The organism is Sinobaca sp. TMA16-18, assembly GCF_059510535.1.
This window is the reverse complement of record NZ_JCAKFM010000004.1, coordinates 45,975-62,435: the sequence shown is the minus strand read 5'-3', so window position 1 is coordinate 62,435 and position 16,461 is coordinate 45,975. Positions and strand designations below refer to the sequence as shown.

The following is a 16,461-nucleotide window of genomic DNA, read 5'->3' as shown; positions in this document are numbered from 1 at the left end:
AATGGATATTAAAGATCATGTGTTTGTCGTAACAGGGGGAGCTACCGGCCTCGGCAGGGGTGCTTCAACAGTGTTGGTGGAGCACGGTGCAAAAGTGGCCATTATTGATACAAATAGTAAAAAAGGAAAACAGCTGGCTGAAGAGCTGGGGGAGAACGCCTTGTTCCTAAAAACGGATGTAACATCGGAAAAGGATTCATTGGAAAGCCTGGAAAAAACCGCAGATTACTTTGGCGGCTTTCATGGCCTTGTAAATGCAGCTGGAATTGGAGTAGCAGAAAAAATACTAAACAAGAAAAGCGTTCATTCGCTTGATCATTTTAAAAAAGTCGTCGAAGTTAATTTAGTAGGCACATTCAATATGATGAGGCTCGCAGCAGACAAGCTGCGCCATAATGAGCCTAATGAAGATAAAGAGCGGGGCGTTATTATAAATACAGCCTCTATCGCAGGACTGGAAGGCCGTATTGGACAAGTTGCCTACAGCGCTTCGAAAAGCGGAGTCGCCGGCATGACGCTTCCGGCCGCCCGGGAAATGGCAAGGTACGGAGTAAGAGTGATGACTATCGCCCCCGGCGTATTCGAAACGATTCTTTATGATCCGCTTCCGAAAGAAGCATTGGAACGCCTGGGAGAAAAAGTTCCTTTTCCGAACCGGATTGGAAAGTCTACAGAATACGGAAGCCTGGTCCAGCATATCATCAGCAACCCTATGCTGAATGGGGAAATTATCCGTATTGACGGGGCTATGAGGTTATAAAAAGGAGGCGGCTATGTCTAAAGCACTGCTGGTTGTTGATTATACGAACGATTTTGTAGCAGAAAACGGAGCGTTAACGTGCGGCGCTCCCGGACGTGAAATTGAAGGGGCGGTCGTTGAACGGATACAGGAGGCAGTGAAACGAGGAGAGGAAATCTTCTTTGCTGTAGACCTTCATGAAAAAGAAGAACCGGATCATCCGGAAGCCGAGCTGTTCCCCCCTCACAATATAAGAGGGGGGCAGGGCCGGGAATTGTTCGGGGAAGTGAAAAGGTTGTATGAATCGATTAAAGACAGACCGGACGTGCACTGGCTGGACAAAACCAGATACAGTGCGTTCGCCGGAACCCCGCTCGGTCTGCTGCTCCGCCAAAAAGACATTCATACGGTTGCGCTGGCAGGCGTATGTACCGATATCTGCATTCTCCATACTGGAGTGGACGCCTATAACGAAGGGTTTCGTATTCAAGTGGACCAGGCGCATGTCGCAAGCTTTAATAAAACCGGCCATGAATGGGCTTTGAGCCACTTTAAAAACACGCTCGGAGCTGACGTACAGCGTTAACGCTGTACCGATCGATCCAGTATTTGAAGCATCTCGCCAATACCGCGGGCATCGGATAAGGGAAATCCCCACTCGTGTGGTGTGTCAACGACCCGATTCAGGACACGCTGATGTTTTTTGCCGGTCAGCACGACGATAGTATCTGCTCTGGAAAAACCTTTCATGTGCCACTGCGAGACGAGAGCAGCATCACTAATGACGCCGGTATGATGCTGAAATCCGGTATCATAATTACCCGGCACTATATCTTCAGGCTGCAGAAAGCCGTATTTAGCTGAAAGAATAACAGGATACAGATGATGAAAGCGGGCGTATCGCGCGCATTTTTTATGGAGGGCTCCCTGGTAGGCTTCTTTTGCGTAAACAGGACCTGCCTTTGGATCGATATCCCATATTTTCTTTTTGCCGCACGGAATCACAGCAATTTTTTTCATAGTATGACCTCCATGCTGAAACCAGAGCCCGAAAGCCTGGTTTCGGCTTTTCTTTTCTTCCGAATTTTTTTACAATGAATAAGTACATAATACAGCAGCAGACAAAAGGAGGCACCTATGTATAATGAACCGATTTTTCTGGAACCGGTTTTTCAGGAACGTATTTGGGGAGGGGAACAGCTTCACACCAAATTCGGGTATAATATCCCATCAAATAAAACAGGGGAGTGCTGGGGGATTTCCGCCCACCCTAACGGAGAAAGTTATGTTAAAAACGGCCCGCTTCAAGGAAGCAGACTTTCCGGCCTCTGGTCGGAGAACCCGGAATTATTCGGGCATCCTAAAGAAGAAACATTTCCTTTACTAGTAAAAATACTGGATGCGGCGGAAGATCTTTCCGTTCAGGTTCATCCCGATGACACCGAGGCGCAGGAGCTTGAACGGGGAGAAGCTTACGGGAAAACAGAATGCTGGTATGTCCTTGAAGCAGAGGAAGGGGCAGAACTCGTTCTCGGCCACCATGCCGAAACAAAGAAAGAATTAAGTGAATATATGAAGATGAGTGCATGGGAGCGTCTATTGCATAAAGTCCCTATTCAAAAAGGTGATTTTTTCTATGTGCCGAGTGGGACCATTCACGCCATCGGCAGAGGAACGCTTATTCTGGAAACCCAGCAGAGTTCGGACACGACGTACCGGGTGTATGATTATGACCGGCAGAATCCGGATGGCAGCAAAAGAGAGCTTCATACAGAAAAATCAATCTATGTAACAAAAACGCCTCACGAAAACACGCAGCCGGAACGAAAGAAAGTCGTGCAGACAGATAAGGCTGAAGTGGAACAGCTCGTGTCGTCTCCATTCTTCTCTGTGCTTCACCTCCGGGTAAATGGAGCATACGAGCCTGATTTTGCCTCAAGTTATCAGCTGGTAAGCGTGACTGAAGGACATGTGGATATAAAAACAGCGGAAAAGACAGTTAAAGCAGAAAAAGGAGATCATTTTATTCTGCCTGCGACCCTCAAAAATGTGGTACTTCAAGGCAGGGGAGAGATGATTGTCAGCAGCCCTGAACCGCTGCTGTAAGAAAAACAGCCGGACGAAAATCCGGCTGTTTATTTGATCCTATTTAAAAAGAACTTTTCCGGGAAAGCAGAGTTCATGGAAATTGCAGCGCGTACAGGCCCGCTGATACTCTGTTGTCTGCGGAAACTGCTCAACAGGGAGCGGTTTGTTTAAGGAAGGGTCTTCCAGGTAACTTTTCATTTGGATGACGCTTGTTTTCATTAACTGCTGGACTTCTTCGAGCACTTCATTCGTTAATACATGCTCTTCGTGCGTGCCTTCCAGCAGATATTCATTGCGGATAACAATATGGTCAATGTCCGGGACCGGGTAATTTTCCAGAATGTACAGCACATATAATGCGAGCTGGTGAGGATCCTCTGCTGACTTTTTCCCGGTTTTCCAGTCCACGATTGTCCATACATCCGTTTCTTTATGATGATAAAGAAAGTCAAGAACGACGTAGACTTTTTCCCCGTTCAGCTGAATGGTCCTGAACTGTTCCGCCTCCATGAAATGAACCGACTCTTTGTGTTCATTTATTTCCCGATACGTTTTGCTTGTAAAAAAATGAGCAAATGCCAGTTCCAGGCGCTGTTTTATTTTTTCGATTTTTTCTTTAGGAAGCACCGGTGCTTCCCCGTAGTATATTTCATGAAACATCGTCCCTCTCTTAGGACGGTTCCACCATATTTCTTTTTCGTTAACCGCTTCGAGAAACCCGTTGTTGAGCTCACTGCGTATTTCTTTTTTTAACGTTTCTTCATCTGCAGGAGGATTTCCTTTATAGAACTCATTGATTATATGTTCAACTTTATCATGCACGAGCGAGCCGAAAAACATTTCCAGGTTCGTAATATTTTTCAGCCGGTACGCATGCTTCTGCGACTCTTCCGCCTGACGGAGCCAGCCGTTGTGAGCCGAGTAGTATTGGTGGGCATACTGCCTTGCACAGTTCAGCAGTGTCTTGTGTCTGGAAAGAGACCAGGAAAATTCAGGATAAGGCTTAATTTCAAACATATGTTCACCTGCTTTCCTTCCTATCGTATCACAGGATAGGCGTATATTTCACCTTTTGAAAGGGCGCAGCACGTCTGAACAAAAAACAGGACCCATTTAACAGGGTCCTGAACTATTATCTGTTCCGTCTTGCGAAATCAACAAAACGAAATTTGTCGGTACGATGCCTTGATTCGGTATATTGAAAAAGCAGGGCATTATCGAGATAAACATAGTTTCTAACGACGACAATCGTGGAAAAGCCATCCAGGTCCAGCAGATCCCGATCTTCTTTTGTAGGCTCTTCGACAGTGATTTCTTTTTTAGCGAAACTGATCGTAAGCGCCAGCGTATCTTCCAAATATTCATAAATAGAAGAGGCACAGATTTTTTTTGTGAGTGCAGGAGCCGTCCGTTTAAGAATGACATCTTTGTCCAGGATAATTCGTTCCCCGTCAATTTCCCTTACTCTGGAAATGTTCCAGAGCGGTTCCTCTGAATCAATATCCAGCGTTTTTTCAAGAAAAGGAGTAGGAAGAATCGTTTCAAACTTCATGACAGAGGTAGAGGCTCTCTGCCCCAGCTTATCGGCAAGCTCCTTAAAGCTTACAAGACCGGAAATAGGAAAGTTTACTTTGTCTATTTCCAGCACCACAGATCCTTTGCCCTGAATCCGCTGAATATAGCCGTGTTCTGATAATAACTTTAACGCTTTGCGGATGGTTTCTCTTGAAACGCTGTATTTTTCGGTCAGTTCGGATTCAGAAGGGAGAAGTTCCTGAGCCTGATATACTCCGCTGCTGATTTCTTTAGCCAGCTCATCGTAAATAAGAATGTATTTATTTTTCATGCTATCACCAGCTCGTCTTATTCATTTATTATCCTGTATATCGCTGTTTCATAAGGACGAAGCGATATGTTATCAGGTACGGCTGCACTATCTTTGTAGTTGGATAAAAGCAGTTCTGCACTGCCTTTCAAGTGTTCTTTCTCCTCTGTACTCCATAGCGCCTTCGTTTCGGTACCGTAAAAATTGTTAACAACAACGAGTTTTTCATTTTCCGTCGATCGCACATAAGCAAAAATGGACGGGTCTTCTTTCAAAAGCAGCGTAAAGTCGCCTTCTGTAATAATGTCATACTTTTTTCGAAGCTTAATGAGCGCCTGGTAAAAATAGAAAATGGAGTTCTCATCAGCGACCGCCTGCTCCGCATTAATTTCTTTATAGTTGGAAGCAGGGAAGAGCCATGGTGTACCGTTTGTAAAGCCTGCGTGTTCTGAAGCATTCCACTGCACAGGCGTACGGGAATTATCACGGGAGCGTTCTTTAATGATCGTTAATGCTTCATCTTTTGTCAGGCCGGAAGTAAGAAGCTCTTCGTACACATTAAGTGTTTCCACATCGCGGTAATCTTCAATGCGGTTGAAACCAGGGTTGGTCATGCCGAATTCTTCTCCCTGGTACACATAAGGAGTGCCTTGAAGCATGTGGATAGTGGCTGCAAGCATTTTGGCGGATTCGATTCGGTAGGTGCCGTCATCTCCGTATCTGCTGACAATCCGCGGCTGATCGTGGTTACACCAGAATAAAGCATTCCAGCCGCTGCCTTCATTCATGCGTTTCTGCCAGGTGGACAAAATCCGTTTCAGCTCCAAAAAGTCAAACGGTGCAAGCTTCCACTTTTCCCCGTTGGGATAGTCTACTTTTAAATGGTGAAAGTTAAATGTCATATCAAGCTCACGACGTTCCGGATTCGTATATTTGATGCAGTGGTCAATCGTTGTGGAAGACATTTCGCCTACCGTGACGCTGTTGTATTTAGAAAATACGTGTTCATTCATTTCTCTCATATATTCATGCACGCGCGGTCCGTCCGTATAAAATTTCCTCCCGTCGCCGGGTGGTACAGAACCATCGTCGCTCGGGAAAGACTGATCCTTTGAAATTAAATTAATCACGTCAAGACGGAAGCCGTCGACTCCTTTTTGGAACCAGTAATTCATCATCCGGTAAATATCTTCACGCAGATTTTCATTTTCCCAGTTTAAATCAGCCTGAGTTTTATCAAAAAGGTGAAGGTAATACTGTCCGGAGGCTTCATCATATTCCCAGGCGGAGCCGCCGAACTTTGATTTCCAGTTGTTTGGGGCTTCTCCATTAACGGGATCTTTCCAGATGAAGTAATCGCGGTATTTATTATCTTTCGATGACTGGGCTTCCTGAAACCATTTAGAGTCAGTGGAGATATGATTAACCACAATGTCCATAATGATTTTTAAATCCCTGCGCCGTGCTTCGTGGAGAAGGCGGTCAAAATCAGCCATCGTTCCATACTCTGAATAAATGGAATAATAATCGCTGATGTCGTAGCCGTTATCTTTTTGGGGTGATTCATAAATAGGGGTGAGCCATAGAATATCTACACCCAGATCTCTTAGATAATCCAGTTTTTCGATAATACCTTGTATATCTCCAAGTCCATTACCCTGCGTATCATTGAAGCTTTTTGGATATATTTGGTAAACCGTTGATTTTTTCCACCAATCTGCCATCTTGAAACCCACCTTTGCTGTAATAATAAGCATTTCCCCTATTTACTTTAGTATAAATAAGGGAAATGCTCCAGTTTTGTTTTTTTATGAGTCTGTTCGGCAGACGATTATACTTCTACTTTTTTCACTTTAGCGTACGTAATAGTAAGAACGAACGGAACGACAATTGCTATGACCATGCCGATAATAAAAGGAATCCAGTCTTCCGGGAAAATCGAGAAGACGCCGGGAATACCTCCAACCCCGATTGAAGTGGCAAGGACTCCGTTTACTGTAATAAACATCGATGCCATGGCAGAGCCTATAATGGCACAGACAAACGGAAAGCGAAAGCGCAGGTTAACCCCGAATAACGCAGGCTCTGTTACGCCGAGAAATGCAGAGATGCCGGACGAACTTGCAAGTCCGCGGAGATTCTTATCTTTTGTAGCAAGAATCATGGCAAACGCTGCAGCACCCTGGGCGATATTGGATAATGCCAGGATCGGCCACAGGAAGGTACCTCCGGTAGATCCAATCAGCTGAAGGTCAACAGCTAAAAACGTATGATGAAGACCGGTTACAACCATCGGCGCATACAGGAGGCCGTATAATAGACCGCCGAGCAGCGCGAATGAATCGAACGTTGCCACAAAGAAATCTGTAATGGCGTTACCAATGGCGAATGTCACAGGGCCAATGATAATAAAAGCCAGCAGACCGGTAATGAGAAGAGCACCCGGTGCTACGACGAGCATGGAAATAACATCCGGTACCCGTTTTCTTAAGTAAATCTCTATTTTAGCAAGAACGTAGGATGCTAATAACACAGGAAGAACCTGGCCCTGGTAACCAATACTTTCTACATCAAGTCCAAATAAATTCCAAACCGGCACTTCACCGGCTGCGCTTGCGTCTGCATAAGCATAAGCGCTAAGCAGGTCTGGGTGTACGAGAATCAATCCGAGCACAATACCCAGCAGCGGGCTGCCTCCGAACTTCGTTACCGCAGACCAGCCGATTAATGCCGGCAGAAACACGAAAGCTGCACTGGCGATGACGCTGATCATTGCGGCTATGCCTGACCACTGAGGATACACATCGATGATGGATTGTTCATCAAAGAAGATTCCCGGTCCTGTGAGAATATTGTTAATCCCCAGCAGAAGACCCGCGGTTACGATGGCTGGAAGAATAGGGATGAATATGTCTGCGAGCATGCGGATAAAACGCTGAAAAGCATTTTGTTTTTTCCCTGCCTGTTCTTTTACTTCCTCCTTGGAAGTACCTTCTTTGCCGGTGATTTCCTGTAGAAATGCGTAGGCTTTTTCTACCGCCCCCTGGCCGATAATGACCTGATACTGGCCGCTTGATGAAAATGAGCCTCTTACAATATCAATGTTTTCGAGCGTCTCCTGATCGACTTTCGCTTCATCATGAAGAATAAATCGAAGCCTCGTCACACAATGGGTAACAGATTGAATATTGTCTGCGCCGCCTACCGCTGAAACAATTTCTTCTACGGATTTTTTTGTTACTTTAGCCATAAGATCCCTCCTGGTAAACGTTCTCATTTTTTATGAAAAATAAAAATTGCAATAGCTTGTATATACAAGTAATGCGCTTACAATTATATTAGCTTGTATATACAAATTAGTCAATCAGTAATTAAAAATAAATAGTATGAACTAATCAGAGATTATTTACGTATGCTTTTTACAGCAGAGAATTAAAAGCTGTAATGATTTTAAAGCTTGTTACTTTTCGTTATAATAAAAGCAGAGATCTGATACGGGGGGATAAAAGTGAACAAAAAAAGATGGCTTGTTAGCATAACGGCAGTAATTTTACTGGCAGGCGCCTGGTTTGTGTATCAATCATTTACAGATTCTGAATATGAAGAAGTACTTGCCACCGAACAGACGGAAGTGCAGGGAGATTTAGAAGGGCTGGAGCAGGCTACATTTGCGGGGGGCTGTTTCTGGTGCATGGAGCCGCCTTTTGAGTCACAGCCTGGTGTTGTCAGCGTCATTTCCGGATACACTGGAGGCGTAGAAGAAAACCCAACTTATGAAGAAGTAGCGGGTAAGCAGACAAGCCATCAGGAAGCGGTGCAGATAACATATGATCCGGAGCAGATCAGCTATGAAGACCTTCTGCAGATTTTCTGGCGCCAGATTGACCCGACCGATGACGAAGGACAGTTTGTAGATAAAGGTGAGCCTTATTTATCGGCAGTATTTTACCATGATGAAGCGCAAAGGCAGGCTGCGGAATCGTCTTTAATGGAAATGGATGAATCCGGCAGGTTTGACGGAGAGATTGTTACTTCGATTGAAGAATACGATACATTTTATGAAGCAGAGGAATACCATCAGGATTATTATAAGAAAAACGAAGGAAGGTATGAATTTTACCGGGCCAACTCCGGCCGCGATGCCTATTTGAATGAAGTATGGGGGGATGACAAAGAGTATGAGGTAAGTTCGGGCTCTCTATATAAGTTGGAAGATAAAGAGTCGGTGGTGGCATCATTAGACAGCATGCAGTATGAAGTAACGCAGGAAGATGGCACGGAACCAGCTTACGATAACATCTACCATGACAATACAGAAGAAGGAATATACGTGGATATTGTGTCGGGAGAGCCTTTATTCAGCTCGCAGGACCAGTATGATTCCGGCACAGGCTGGCCGAGTTTTACGAGGCCGCTTGAACTGACAAACATTACGTATGAAGAAGACAGCGGTATTTTCGGTACAAGCGTGGAAGTGCGCAGTAAACATGCCGATTCGCATTTAGGGCACGTCTTTCAGGATGGCCCTGAACCAACCGGTCTCAGATACTGCATGAATTCAGCTGCGATGGAATTTATTCCGGTGGACGAACTGGAAGGAACCGAATACGAAGCCTATGTGGCTGACTTTAACTAAAACAAGAGGCTGTCTCAAAACGTACTCCGTAGATTTTAGTCTTCGTTTTACTAATGATAAGAGAAGACAAACGAAAACCCTCGTATTCCTTTTGAAAGGAATACGAGGGTTTTTAAATACAGCGATGGTTATCTTTTTTGAAAACAAAACCATAAAAAAGGACCAGGCGGTGGCTCAGGGAGGGTGGCCATCGCTGAAGATAAAGAGAGTGTTCTAGCTGAAGCACGGCCTGCCGAAAGCCTCCGCCTGGATAAACCTCTGCCTATTTTTTTCAGAGTCTAAGGGGGTTCATTTTTCAAATGTACTTTTGAGACAGCCCCTTTGTTGTTATATGCTTGCTTTTTGCAGGCGGTCAATAATTTTAAGTGATTTGCCGGTGCCGATAACCACTGCTTCCAGCGGGGAATCTGCAAGGTGGACCGGAACGATAATTTCTTCATTCAGCCATTCTTCCATCCCGTGCAGCAGAGAGCCGCCTCCGGTAAGGACAATACCTTGGTCTACGATGTCTCCGCTTAATTCAGCCGGACAGTTTTCAAGGGTACTGCGGATCGTTTCCAGAATCTGCTGAAGTGTTTCATTAATCGCCTGATGAATTTCCTCAGTAGTAACCGTAATAGGTTTAGGCAGGCCCGTAACGAGGTCACGTCCTCTAATTTCGAGGGTTTCTTCGCGGAGAGTTGCTTTGGCGCTGCCGACGTTTATTTTTATCTGCTCGGCTGTGCGTTCCCCAATAAGCAGGTTATGTTTTTTGCGGACGTGCTGGATAATATCTTCATCAAAATGATCGCCTCCGCGCCGGATAGACTGGGAGGACACAACGCCACCATAGGATATAATACCGACTTCTGTCGTACCGCCGCCGATATCAACGATTACATTAGCAACTGGTTCTTCGACGGGCAGGTTTGCTCCAATGGCAGCTGCGACCGGTTCTTCAATAAGATGAACGGTTTTTGCACCGAATGCAAGCACGGCATCGCGGATAGCGCGGCGTTCAACGGAAGTGGATCCGCACGGAGTGCAGATGATTACTTTAGGCTTTCTCATTGAGATGCCGGATGTTCTGCTGATTTTTTTCATTACGTGTTTAAGCATAGTAGCCGTAATATCAAAATCAGCAATAACACCTTCTTTTAATGGACGGATAGCAATGATTTTTCCTGGTGTCTTTCCAACCATATCCTTTGCTTCCTGGCCGACTGCAAGCACTTCATTGGTTTCTGTATTTAACGCAACGACAGATGGCTCGTTTAAGACAATTCCTTTTTCTTTCGTATAGACTAAAATGTTAGCTGTTCCTAAATCTATACCAATTTCAGTTGAAGTAAACATTTTTTTCACCTTCTTATTATTATTTCGTTATGTAAATATTGCTACAATTTATAATACCATGTTCACCCAGAAGGAACAATTTCTAATAAAGCCTAAAAGAGAAGGACCAGAGCCCGGCTCTTCCAGGTGATTTTAGATGAGATCATATTTTAAAGCAGCAGTTTAATAAATTCACCATGGTCCACTTTCCCGACATATTTTGTTAAGTCATAGCCGGATAAGGCTTCTTCCAATGCTTCTCTAGTGTACTTTGTCCCGGCAAGCACTTTTTCTACTTCCTGGATATCTTCGGTTCCGAAAAAATCCCCGAAAATCCTGCATTCCTGAATCACGCCTTTTTTTACATTGAAGCGGACATCAATAAGGCCGGAAGAAAATTTATATGATTTTTCTACATCAAAGGAAGGGGATCTGCCGTAATTCCAATCCCAGTTTCCATAACGTTCTTCAGATATAGCATGGATTTTTTTCCAGTCGTCACTTGTCAGCTTATAGGAAGGAATGTTTTCCAGGCCGGAAAAAATATGCTGCAGAATAACCTCCTTAAATTCTTCTACCGTGAGCTTTTTATCAAGATAGTCATTAATATTGCCGACACGGCTGCGTATCGATTTGATCCCTTTGGATTTGATTTTTTCATCTCTTACTTTTAAGGCGGAAACGACGTTTTCTATTTCTGAATCTAGCATCAGCGTGCCGTGGCTGAACATCCGTCCTTTAGTGGCAAATTGGGCATTTCCTGATATTTTCTTTCCATCTATTTGAATATCATTTCTGCCTGACATTTCTGCTGGTACTCCAAGCTCATGAAGGGCATTAATAACCGGCTGCGCAAATTTTTTGAAATTATGGAAGCTGTCCCCATCATCTTTTGTGAGAAAGCTGAAGTTTAGATTGCCCTGATCATGATAAACGGCTCCGCCGCCGGAAAGCCTGCGGACAACATGAATATTGTTTTCTTCTACATACGTTGTATTAATTTCTTCTATTGTATTCTGGTTTTTACCGATAATAATAGAAGGTTCGTTTACGTAAAAAAGCAGGTAGATATTATCTTCATCCAGATTCATTGTTTTTAAGGCATATTCTTCAATAGCCAGATTAATACGTGGATTGGTGATTCCTTCATTATCAATAAATTTCATAGTATGCCTCCTGCCTTATTAATAAATATTCTATTATTTTACTACATTCTCCTGCGTATATCGGATAAAAAATATGCATGGATGAATCTTAACCTTATATAGCGAGTATATATACATTAGAAAGGCATTAAGCGGGCTTATCGTCATTTCCCGCTTCATACCCATGCTCAATGCAGGCACAGCGTGTTGGTCTGCCGGAGATAACATCATATAATAGAGAAATAAATAATCGAGAATAGGGGATGGCCATGAAAAGACTGCTTCTTATTCCCTGCGCTATATTTTTAGGTTTTATTATGCAGCTTCAGGATGACCAGAGCTTGACAAACACCAATGAATCGGAAGAAATCACGGTTGAAGAATCACAGTAAATCTATAGTGTACATATGTAGAAAGCAGAGCCGGACGAGGGTTCTGCTTCTTTCGTATAGGTATTTCCAGAAGGTCTGGGAAATGATTCTGAGAATATAAAAAGAATAATAGTAACAGGAAGATTGACATTTTTGCAAATACTCACTAAAATGACGTTAACGAGTAAACATATAATATCGATAAACTTACTGAGGATTAAACGTGTTTTAATAGATATCATTAAAAAAGGAGACGGTGGAGCATGATAACATTCCCTACGCTCGATCAGGATCAGCTTGATCAGGTGAATAAAGAAACGCTGGCTGGAAAAGATGCTTTAGACGTTATCAAGTGGGCCTATGCCGAGTACGGCGATGAGCTGGTTTACGCATGCAGCTTCGGGGCTGAGGGTATGGTGCTTATCGATTTAATTACACGTGTGAAACCCGATGCGAAAATTATTTTCCTGGATACTAATTTTCATTTCAAAGAAACATATGATTTAATTGAAGAAGTGAAAGAGCGTTACCCGAAGCTTAGAGTGGACATGCTGCAGCCGATGACACCGGCTGAGCAGGAGGAACAGGAAGGTCCGGAGCTGTGGAAGACCAATCCGGACAAGTGCTGTTCGATCCGGAAGCTTGTTCCGCTGGAAGGAGCTTTGAATCAGCATACAGCATGGTTATCCGGGTTAAGGCGCTCCCAGTCTTTAACAAGAAAAGATACGCAGTTTGTTAATAAAGACAAACGCTTTTCTTCTGTAAAGATCTGTCCGCTCATTCATTGGTCGTGGGACGACGTCTGGATGTACATTAAAGGTTTCAACCTTCCGTACAACCCGCTTCATGACCAGGAATATCCAAGCATCGGCTGTGTGCAGTGCACAGCTAAAGTAAAGGATGGAGAAGATCTTCGCAGCGGACGCTGGTCCCAGACTGGAAAAACAGAATGCGGCCTGCACAAATAATGCAAAATCAAAGGAGTTAACAACATGTCAAAGAGTATCCCGCACGGCGGAACATTAATTAACAAAAAAGAACTTGGAATGGATACAAGCTCGATTACCCACAGCATTCCATTGGACGAAACAGCGTTGTCTGATCTGGAGCTTATTGCCAACGGCGCGTTCAGCCCGTTAACTGGATTTTTAAATGAAGCAGACTATCAGTCCGTTGTGGAAAACACGCGGCTTGCTGATGGTACAGTGTGGAGTATTCCTATCACACTTCCAGTGGAAAATGAGATTGCAGCAAGCCTGCAGCCCGGCGAAAAAGCGCTGCTTACTTTTGATGGAAAAACGTACGGCGTTATTAATGTAGAAGAAGTGTATTCGCCTGATAAAGAAAAAGAAGCAGAGCATGTATACAGAACGACGGACAGCGAACATCCCGGTGTCAAAAAAGTATACGACCGCCCGGCAGTTTATGTAGCCGGTGAAATCATTCAAGTGGAAGAAATTGTTCATCCCCAGTTCGATACGTATTATCTGGATCCAGCTGAAACAAGAGCGGAATTCGATGAAAGGCAATGGGAAACGGTCGTTGGATTTCAGACGAGAAATCCGGTTCACCGTGCACATGAGTACATTCAAAAAACAGCCCTTGAAACAGTGGACGGCCTTTTCCTGAATCCGCTTGTCGGCGCAACGAAATCTGATGATATCCCTGCAGACGTCCGGATGAAAAGCTATGAAGTTCTGTTAAAAGATTATTATCCGGAAGACCGTACATATCTTGCCGTATTTCCGGCAGCGATGAGATACGCAGGACCAAGAGAAGCTATTTTCCATGCGATGGTTCGCAAAAATTATGGCTGTACCCACTTCATTGTCGGACGTGACCACGCAGGTGTCGGCGATTATTACGGTACGTATGATGCCCAGCATATCTTTAAGCACTTTACAGAGGAAGAACTTGGCATTAAACCGCTGTTTTTTGAACACAGCTTCTATTGCAAGAAATGTGAAAACATGGCTTCAGCAAAAACATGTCCACATGATAAAGAAGATCACGTCATTTTATCCGGCACAAAAGTACGCGCGATGCTTAAAAATGGAGACATGCCTCCAGCAGAGTTCAGCCGTCCGGAAGTAGTAGCGGTTCTGATCGAAGGCATGCAGGAACCGGCATCTAAATAAACAAAAAGCGCGGAAGGAGAATGATGGAAAATGAGTGAAAATCAAAATATCGTATGGCATCAGGCATCTGTTTCCAAACAGGAGCGGGAAAAAGCAACAGGAAATAAAAGCCTGGTTCTCTGGTTTACCGGCTTATCCGGTTCCGGCAAGTCCACGGTGGCAAACGTTGTGTCCCGTAAATTGTTTGAAGCAGGGAAAAATACGTATGTTCTGGATGGAGATAACGTCCGTCACGGCCTGAATAAAGACCTCGGGTTTTCGGATGAAGACAGAACAGAAAATATAAGACGAATCGGCGAAGTAGCAAAGCTGTTTGTAGACGCCGGCCATATCGTAAGCACTGCTTTTATTTCTCCTTTTCAGGCAGACAGGGACCAGGTCCGGGGATTGCTTGAAGACGGCGAGTTTATGGAAGTCTTTGTAAAGGCAAGTCTTGCAGTTTGTGAAGAAAGAGATCCAAAAGGATTGTATAAAAAAGCAAGAAGCGGAGAAATTCCGGAATTTACCGGCATCACTTCTCCTTACGAAGAACCAGCTGATCCGGAACTTGTAGTAGATACGGAGAATAACAGCATTGAGGAAGCTGCTGATCTTGTGATTGCAGAGCTTGAGAAAAGAAACCTCATCCGCTCTTAAAAAGATACACCAATACACGACATGGAAAGGTGCTCCTCTTGCAGGAGCACCTTCCCTGCATATATAGGCTTTTTTCTATACAATGAACACTAACGTAAAAAAAGCAGGAAAGCGTAAATGGAGGAAAACCATGGAATCAGGTACTGTATATTTAGTAGGGGCAGGTCCCGGAGATGTCGGCCTTATGACTATCAGGGGAAGGGAATGCCTGGAAAAAGCAGATGTCATTTTATATGACCGGCTCGTTAACCCGCTTGTACTATCATATGCAAAAGCAGGCGCTGAAACGATTTACTGCGGTAAACTACCGGACCGGCATCATCTGCGGCAGGAAGCTATTCAGGAGTTAATGGTGCAGAAAGCAAAAGAGAATAAGACTGTTGTTCGATTGAAAGGGGGCGACCCCGGCATGTTTGGCCGTTCGGGTGAGGAAGCCGCCGCTCTCGTAGAAAACGGCGTTACGTATGAAGTGATTCCTGGAATTACCTCCGGTATTGCGGCGCCTCTCTATGCCGGTGTACCGGTTACCCACCGTGATTTTTCCGGCAGTTTTGCTGCGGTCACGGCGCATTCTAAATCAACGACCGGAGAGCCGGAAGTGGACTGGGCTGCCTTTGCTAAAATCGATACGATTTCGTTTTATATGGGGGTGAAAAATCTGCCTCACATCGTAAAAAAACTTATCGAGCACGGAAAGCCGGAAACAACATCAGTGCTGATTGTAGAATGGGGAACGACAGCAAGACAGAAAACAGTGTCCGGAACGCTTGCTGACATTGTAGAACAGGCTGAAAAATATGAGGTGCATAATCCGGCCATTACCCTGATCGGTAATGTTTCTTCTTTGTACGAAAAGCTGAACTGGTTTGAAAAGAAGCCCCTGCAAGGAAGGTATGCCTGGATTGTGAAAACAGCACCGGGGGCCGGCAGATTTACAACGGAATTAAGGGAAAACGGAGCAGAAGTATTGGAATATCCCAGATATACGATAGAATGGGAAAATAAAGACTTCCCGGCAATCCCGGAGACAGTAGAGCAGATTCTTTTCCACTCCCCGGACAGTGTGCGGATATTTTTTCAGGCGCTTAAACAGGCAGGAAAAGATATCCGCTCGATAAAATGTTCTCTCGGAAGCGAAAGCGAACGAACAAACGAGCAACTTAAAAACTATGGAATTATCCCAAAACGACTTACTGGACTGGAAGATCGTTATATTCTTCATGCCGGTCCTGATAAAAAAACAGAAAAGATCCCGGATGAAGCAGCGGGAACGTGGATCTCGCATTCGATCAAACGAGCCGCTTCGGCAGAAGAGGTCGCAGGTCACATCTTTGACGAAGACTACATTAATACGGTCATTTTACCTTCTGCCCAATCGGTTTCCGTGCTGGGCGAAGAATTGGAGCGGACTGGAGTGAAAATGGAAGCATGGCTGAAAAAAAGAGACGTTATCTGCTTTGGGCCTGCCACAGAAAAAGCTCTTAAAGAAAAAGGCTGGCATAGTGACAAAACACTGGATCAACCCGGACTTGCCCACCTGGTGCAGGCACTGCATTACGTTTAACAGCT

The 16,461-nt window shown here is 44.5% G+C and carries 16 protein-coding genes; 9 read left to right on the top strand and 7 right to left on the bottom strand.

Annotation, left to right across the window (positions count from 1 at the left end; genetic code table 11):
* The first annotated feature begins 1 nt into the window (after nucleotide 1).
* Together AC5W14_RS08710 and AC5W14_RS08705 are read left to right on the top strand one after the other, a co-directional pair.
* The gene (locus AC5W14_RS08710) at nucleotides 2-760 is read left to right on the top strand and encodes an SDR family NAD(P)-dependent oxidoreductase (RefSeq protein WP_496060417.1); all 759 of its coding nucleotides are present in this window, start codon (nucleotides 2-4) and stop codon (nucleotides 758-760) included.
* A 13-nt stretch (nucleotides 761-773) separates the two neighbouring features.
* A complete protein-coding gene (locus AC5W14_RS08705) occupies nucleotides 774-1,325 on the top strand; it encodes a cysteine hydrolase family protein (protein WP_496194145.1) in 552 nt (183 codons plus the stop codon).
* Here the strand turns inward: AC5W14_RS08705 and AC5W14_RS08700 are convergent.
* On the bottom strand, nucleotides 1,322-1,759 hold the full coding sequence (locus tag AC5W14_RS08700) for a DUF6884 domain-containing protein (RefSeq protein WP_496194144.1): 438 nt from the start codon (nucleotides 1,757-1,759) through the stop codon (nucleotides 1,322-1,324). The two genes, AC5W14_RS08705 and AC5W14_RS08700, sit on opposite strands and share 4 nt — an antisense overlap.
* A 117-nt stretch (nucleotides 1,760-1,876) precedes the next feature.
* Between AC5W14_RS08700 and manA the strand changes: the two genes are divergently transcribed.
* Complete coding sequence (gene manA / locus AC5W14_RS08695) at nucleotides 1,877-2,845, top strand: mannose-6-phosphate isomerase, class I (RefSeq protein ID WP_496060420.1); 969 nt, start codon at nucleotides 1,877-1,879, stop codon at nucleotides 2,843-2,845.
* A gap of 39 nt (nucleotides 2,846-2,884) precedes the next feature.
* On the opposite strand, the gene AC5W14_RS08690 is transcribed toward manA, so the two are convergent.
* From AC5W14_RS08690 to treP, 4 genes are all read right to left on the bottom strand, one after another.
* Entirely contained in the window at nucleotides 2,885-3,844 is a 960-nt protein-coding gene (locus AC5W14_RS08690) for a PD-(D/E)XK nuclease family protein (RefSeq protein ID WP_496194143.1), read from the bottom strand.
* Between the two features lie 115 nt (nucleotides 3,845-3,959).
* The gene (gene treR, locus AC5W14_RS08685; protein ID WP_496194142.1) at nucleotides 3,960-4,673 is read right to left on the bottom strand and encodes a trehalose operon repressor; all 714 of its coding nucleotides are present in this window, start codon (nucleotides 4,671-4,673) and stop codon (nucleotides 3,960-3,962) included.
* A 17-nt stretch (nucleotides 4,674-4,690) separates the two neighbouring features.
* Nucleotides 4,691-6,376: an alpha,alpha-phosphotrehalase gene (treC, locus tag AC5W14_RS08680; RefSeq protein WP_496194141.1), complete on the bottom strand. Its 1,686-nt coding sequence runs from the start codon at nucleotides 6,374-6,376 to the stop codon at nucleotides 4,691-4,693.
* Nucleotides 6,377-6,483: 107 nt separating this feature from the next.
* Nucleotides 6,484-7,902, bottom strand: a complete 1,419-nt coding sequence (gene treP / locus AC5W14_RS08675; RefSeq protein ID WP_496194140.1) for a PTS system trehalose-specific EIIBC component — start codon at nucleotides 7,900-7,902, stop codon at nucleotides 6,484-6,486.
* Nucleotides 7,903-8,160: 258 nt separating this feature from the next.
* Here treP and msrA point away from each other — a divergent pair, with 258 nt between their 5' ends.
* Nucleotides 8,161-9,288 (top strand): peptide-methionine (S)-S-oxide reductase MsrA, encoded by a 1,128-nt coding sequence (gene msrA, locus AC5W14_RS08670; RefSeq protein ID WP_496194139.1) that lies wholly within the window; start codon nucleotides 8,161-8,163, stop codon nucleotides 9,286-9,288.
* A 327-nt stretch (nucleotides 9,289-9,615) separates the two neighbouring features.
* Here msrA and mreBH read toward each other — a convergent pair whose 3' ends face one another.
* The gene (gene mreBH, locus AC5W14_RS08665; RefSeq protein WP_496060425.1) at nucleotides 9,616-10,623 is read right to left on the bottom strand and encodes a rod-share determining protein MreBH; all 1,008 of its coding nucleotides are present in this window, start codon (nucleotides 10,621-10,623) and stop codon (nucleotides 9,616-9,618) included.
* 149 nt (nucleotides 10,624-10,772) lie between these two features.
* The gene (gene lplA, locus AC5W14_RS08660) at nucleotides 10,773-11,768 is read right to left on the bottom strand and encodes a lipoate--protein ligase (RefSeq protein WP_496194138.1); all 996 of its coding nucleotides are present in this window, start codon (nucleotides 11,766-11,768) and stop codon (nucleotides 10,773-10,775) included.
* A gap of 248 nt (nucleotides 11,769-12,016) precedes the next feature.
* Here lplA and AC5W14_RS08655 point away from each other — a divergent pair, with 248 nt between their 5' ends.
* From AC5W14_RS08655 to cobA, 5 genes are all read left to right on the top strand, one after another.
* The gene (locus AC5W14_RS08655; RefSeq protein WP_496060427.1) at nucleotides 12,017-12,139 is read left to right on the top strand and encodes a hypothetical protein; all 123 of its coding nucleotides are present in this window, start codon (nucleotides 12,017-12,019) and stop codon (nucleotides 12,137-12,139) included.
* Between the two features lie 242 nt (nucleotides 12,140-12,381).
* Nucleotides 12,382-13,086 (top strand): phosphoadenylyl-sulfate reductase, encoded by a 705-nt coding sequence (locus AC5W14_RS08650; RefSeq protein ID WP_496060428.1) that lies wholly within the window; start codon nucleotides 12,382-12,384, stop codon nucleotides 13,084-13,086.
* A 24-nt stretch (nucleotides 13,087-13,110) separates the two neighbouring features.
* Entirely contained in the window at nucleotides 13,111-14,256 is a 1,146-nt protein-coding gene (gene sat / locus AC5W14_RS08645; protein WP_496060429.1) for a sulfate adenylyltransferase, read from the top strand.
* Between the two features lie 30 nt (nucleotides 14,257-14,286).
* Nucleotides 14,287-14,892 carry an adenylyl-sulfate kinase gene (cysC, locus tag AC5W14_RS08640; RefSeq protein ID WP_496060430.1) on the top strand — a complete coding sequence of 202 codons (606 nt, stop codon included), beginning with the start codon at nucleotides 14,287-14,289 and terminating at the stop codon, nucleotides 14,890-14,892.
* Between the two features lie 130 nt (nucleotides 14,893-15,022).
* The gene (gene cobA, locus AC5W14_RS08635) at nucleotides 15,023-16,456 is read left to right on the top strand and encodes a uroporphyrinogen-III C-methyltransferase (protein WP_496194137.1); all 1,434 of its coding nucleotides are present in this window, start codon (nucleotides 15,023-15,025) and stop codon (nucleotides 16,454-16,456) included.
* The last annotated feature ends 5 nt before the right edge of the window (nucleotides 16,457-16,461 follow it).

Bases quoted from the DNA above. Each gene is read 5' to 3' on its own strand.
- AC5W14_RS08710 (WP_496060417.1), top strand. From the start codon at position 2: ATGGATATTAAAGATCATGTGTTTGTCGTAACAGGGGGAGCTACCGGC.
- AC5W14_RS08705 (WP_496194145.1), top strand. From the start codon at position 774: ATGTCTAAAGCACTGCTGGTTGTTGATTATACGAACGATTTTGTAGCA.
- AC5W14_RS08700 (WP_496194144.1), bottom strand. From the start codon at position 1,759: ATGAAAAAAATTGCTGTGATTCCGTGCGGCAAAAAGAAAATATGGGAT.
- manA (WP_496060420.1), top strand. From the start codon at position 1,877: ATGTATAATGAACCGATTTTTCTGGAACCGGTTTTTCAGGAACGTATT.
- AC5W14_RS08690 (WP_496194143.1), bottom strand. From the start codon at position 3,844: ATGTTTGAAATTAAGCCTTATCCTGAATTTTCCTGGTCTCTTTCCAGA.
- treR (WP_496194142.1), bottom strand. From the start codon at position 4,673: ATGAAAAATAAATACATTCTTATTTACGATGAGCTGGCTAAAGAAATC.
- treC (WP_496194141.1), bottom strand. From the start codon at position 6,376: ATGGCAGATTGGTGGAAAAAATCAACGGTTTACCAAATATATCCAAAA.
- treP (WP_496194140.1), bottom strand. From the start codon at position 7,902: ATGGCTAAAGTAACAAAAAAATCCGTAGAAGAAATTGTTTCAGCGGTA.
- mreBH (WP_496060425.1), bottom strand. From the start codon at position 10,623: ATGTTTACTTCAACTGAAATTGGTATAGATTTAGGAACAGCTAACATT.
- lplA (WP_496194138.1), bottom strand. From the start codon at position 11,768: ATGAAATTTATTGATAATGAAGGAATCACCAATCCACGTATTAATCTG.
- AC5W14_RS08655 (WP_496060427.1), top strand. From the start codon at position 12,017: ATGAAAAGACTGCTTCTTATTCCCTGCGCTATATTTTTAGGTTTTATT.
- AC5W14_RS08650 (WP_496060428.1), top strand. From the start codon at position 12,382: ATGATAACATTCCCTACGCTCGATCAGGATCAGCTTGATCAGGTGAAT.
- sat (WP_496060429.1), top strand. From the start codon at position 13,111: ATGTCAAAGAGTATCCCGCACGGCGGAACATTAATTAACAAAAAAGAA.
- cysC (WP_496060430.1), top strand. From the start codon at position 14,287: ATGAGTGAAAATCAAAATATCGTATGGCATCAGGCATCTGTTTCCAAA.
- cobA (WP_496194137.1), top strand. From the start codon at position 15,023: ATGGAATCAGGTACTGTATATTTAGTAGGGGCAGGTCCCGGAGATGTC.